This is a genomic window from Neobacillus sp. PVCKKU3, assembly GCF_058323225.1.
Genome location: NZ_JBLVQN010000083.1, coordinates 1 through 3,528, shown reverse-complemented (window position 1 = coordinate 3,528; position 3,528 = coordinate 1). Strand labels below are relative to the sequence as shown.

Annotated in this window: 3 protein-coding genes and 1 tRNA gene; all 4 read right to left on the bottom strand. The window is 38.6% G+C overall.

What is annotated here, in order from left to right; all coding sequences use genetic code 11:
- Positions 1–36: 36 nt before the first annotated feature.
- The 4 genes from ACNQGS_RS28830 to ACNQGS_RS28815 all read right to left on the bottom strand — a co-directional run bounded on the left by ACNQGS_RS28830 (position 37) and on the right by ACNQGS_RS28815 (position 3,052).
- Positions 37–1,575, bottom strand: coding sequence for a solute symporter family protein (locus ACNQGS_RS28830; protein ID WP_378582649.1), 1,539 nt, complete (start codon positions 1,573–1,575; stop codon positions 37–39).
- Positions 1,575–1,901, bottom strand: coding sequence for a DUF485 domain-containing protein (locus tag ACNQGS_RS28825; protein ID WP_491490375.1), 327 nt, complete (start codon positions 1,899–1,901; stop codon positions 1,575–1,577). The genes ACNQGS_RS28830 and ACNQGS_RS28825 overlap by 1 nt, the downstream gene beginning before the upstream one ends.
- A gap of 303 nt (positions 1,902–2,204) precedes the next feature.
- Positions 2,205–2,277 (bottom strand) — tRNA-Ala (locus tag ACNQGS_RS28820).
- Positions 2,278–2,356: 79 nt separating this feature from the next.
- Positions 2,357–3,052, bottom strand: a complete 696-nt coding sequence (locus ACNQGS_RS28815) for an MgtC/SapB family protein (protein ID WP_491490374.1) — start codon at positions 3,050–3,052, stop codon at positions 2,357–2,359.
- Between the last annotated feature and the right edge of the window lie 476 nt (positions 3,053–3,528).

Genomic DNA, 3,528 nt, shown 5'->3' with positions numbered 1-3,528 from the left:
AACCCCATTAATGGGGTTTTTTAACCTTTATATATTTTATCTTCCTAAACCAATCCCTGTATTGGATTTAACGAGGACTTCCTCATATTTTTTAACATCAGCTTTTTGGCTGGAAAAGATGGTTCCAAGGTAACCAGCCAGGAAACCAAGCGGAATGGAAACTATCCCTGGTGTTGTGTAAGGGAATAATGGGTTCCCTACAAAAATAGCTTTACCTACTTCCGGGCTAAATACATTCGGACTGATCAGCACTAAGCCGATAGCTGAAATTAGACCGACAACCATCGCCCACATCGCGCCGGTTGTATTAAAGCGTTTCCAATAGATGGTGTAAAGAATAACCGGTAAATTCGCGCTAGCTGCAACAGCAAAGGCGAGCGAAACAAGGAAGGCGACATTCAGCGTCTGTGCGCCTAAGGCCAGAATAATGGATACGACAGAAACCCCAATGGCTGCGTAACGGGCCATCAATACCTGTTGCTTTTCGGTTGCTTTTCCTTTTTTCAAAATTTCATTGTAAAAGTCATGGGAAAAAGCTGAAGCTGCTGTCAGCACCAGCCCTGCAACAACAGCAAGAATAGTTGCAAACGCCACCGCAGAAATAAAGGCAAACAACATATTACCGCCAATTGCTTGAGCCAATAAAGGCGCTGCCATATTTCCGGCTGGGTTGGCAGCAATAATTTTTTCATTGCCGACAAATGCTGCAGCACCGAAACCAAGGAAAATGGTCATAACGTAAAATATTCCAATAACCCAAGTAGCATAAACAACAGACGAGCGTGCCGTCTTGGCATCTTTTACGGTAAAGAAGCGGACAAGAATGTGCGGAAGCCCTGCCGTCCCAAGAACAAGCCCCATATTTAGAGATAATGTATCCAGGCCGTCTTTGTACTTTACACCTGGATTTAGGAAGGATTCCTTTAAAGGAGTTGCCGTTTTCATTTGGGCAAACATATCGGTAAGGCTGAAATTAAACTTGGCAAAAACAATCATAGAAATAATGAAGGTGCCGCCCATTAACAGGATTGCTTTGATAATTTGCACCCAGCTTGTTGCATGCATTCCGCCAAAAATAACATATACCGTCATTAACACGCCGACGATTAAGACAGAGGTTGTATACTCCAAACCTAATAATAATTTAATAAGTGCACCAGCACCGACAAGCTGAGCAATCATATAAAAAATAGAAATCGTCATTGTATTCATGGCGGCGAATCCGCGGATTTTTTTGGCATCAAAACGGGCCGCTATCATATCGGCAAAGGTGTATTTGCCAAGGTTTCTTAACGGTTCCGCTACCAAATAAAGAACGACAAGGTAAGCCACTAGAAACCCAATGCTATAGAAAAATCCATCAAAACCGGTCAGGGCTACAGCACCGGCAATTCCTAGGAAGGATGCTGCAGACATATAGTCACCTGCAATGGCAAGTCCATTTTGCCAGCCGGTAAGGCCTCCGCCAGCCGTGTAAAATTCACTGGCATTCTTAGTTTTCTTGGAAGCGAAATAGGTGATGACCAACGTTACGAGAACAATGGCAAGAAACATAAGGAATGCAGGGGTATTCATTAGCTATTCCCCCTTTCTTGAATGACCTGGGATGATAACTCATCAAACCTTGCCGCTTTCTTAGAATAAAGCATACATAAACCCCATGTCATAACAAACTGAAGGAAAGCAAATACCCATGCCCAAGTAATACTTCCGATAAATTTTGTATTAAGTATCGTTGAATAAGAGGTTAAGATTGGCAAGGCAAAATAAAAACAGAAAAAGAAGATAGTAAATGGAATTATAAATTTTTTCTTTTCGGAGAGTAATGTCTGAAACGAAGAAGACTGGACAATAGAACTGTAATCGCTTTCAGTTTGAGCGTTTATTTTTTTAGCTTCCAAAGAGAAGCTCCCCCTTTCGTATAAACCACTGGATTAAAGAATGTGGAATTAAGATAAAAAAAGATGATGACAGGTAATGATGCAGGGGCCAAAGGTGTTATAAAGCTTCTGATACAATAGGCTTGAGATTTCCCTCCTTCCAATTACAAATATTTCTAAAATTTGAAAATATTTTACGTTTTTTATTATAATTTTAAGAGAATCATAGTTGCAAGGGAAAATTTTCTTATTTTGGAATTTTATATGAACTTTGGAGAAATAAAAAAAACCTTTGCAGTTGCAAAGGTTTTTTCAGAATAATGATGGAGACTATCGGGATCGAACCGACGACCTCTTGCATGCCATGCAAGCGCTCTCCCAGCTGAGCTAAGCCCCCGATGGATTAGTACAAGAAAAATTATATCTGCATTACGAGCGTATTGCAAGAGGAAATTTAAAGAATTAAAAAAATATTTTTAACTAATGCTTTCAATTTCCACTTTTTTAACACCTTCTAAATCAGAAACAGCCGTATATACATCCGTTGTTTTTTCGCGGTAGTCAACAGCAACTAAAATTTGTACCAGGTGATCACCGTTATCTAGATCCTTAATCCGTATCCTGCGCAAAATATATTTTTTCTCAAGTAAATAAGATATAGCTTTATCTATCTGATCCCGGTCTCGAATAAATAATTGAAGCATGATTTCTTTTTCCCGTAATTGCTTTGGTCCGAAAATTTTCATAACGGCAGGGATAAATTCTACACTAATTATAAGTAGGGCAACGCCGACGAATGCTTCTAAATAAAATCCCGCTCCTACGGCAATCCCGATACCGGCAGCCCCCCAAATCATGGCAGCAGTAGTTAGCCCGGAAATGCTGTCATTGCCTCGTCTTAAAATGACACCTGCTCCAAGGAAACCAATTCCCGAGACGATTTGTGCCGCCAACCGCAAAGGGTCCATAGTAATTCTAACTTCCTTTGAATCAGGGAACATATAAGCTGATTCAATAGATACAATTGTCAGCAAGCAACTGACAACTGAAATGACGAGACTTGTTTTTAATCCTACCGGCTTTCTTTTTAATTCACGCTCAAGGCCAATAATTAGACCGAATACAGCTGAAATTCCTAATTTCATCAATATATCTAAATCCAAGCTGCTCATAAATTCACGTCCATTTTATATATTCGTTTTTGAAAACCCATTTGTTATTATATATACTCTGATTCTTGCATAAAGGACTGCAATATGGAAGAACAAAAGCGTACGCTTCATTAATTACATATACAATTATTGTTTGTTTTATGTATTTGCAGTCTAGAATTTGTAATATGCTTCTAACATTTCTTAAGGATGAAATTACAAGGATAAAATTCGTTTCTTGAGGTCGATAATAATTTTTAATGGATATATAGGTGGAGAACTTAAAATCATTTCAAAAAAAGTTATAAATTATATTGCAAACATTTATTTATCATGGTATATTAATTCTCGTCCTCTTCGACAGTGTCAAACAACTGAAAAAGAAATTTAAAAAAGTTATTGACATCGGGAAGCTGACTGTGATAAATTAAGGGAGTCGCTTTTGAGAGCGACGCTAGAAAATAGCGAGTGAACAAACACTCAACAGTATGATAGTT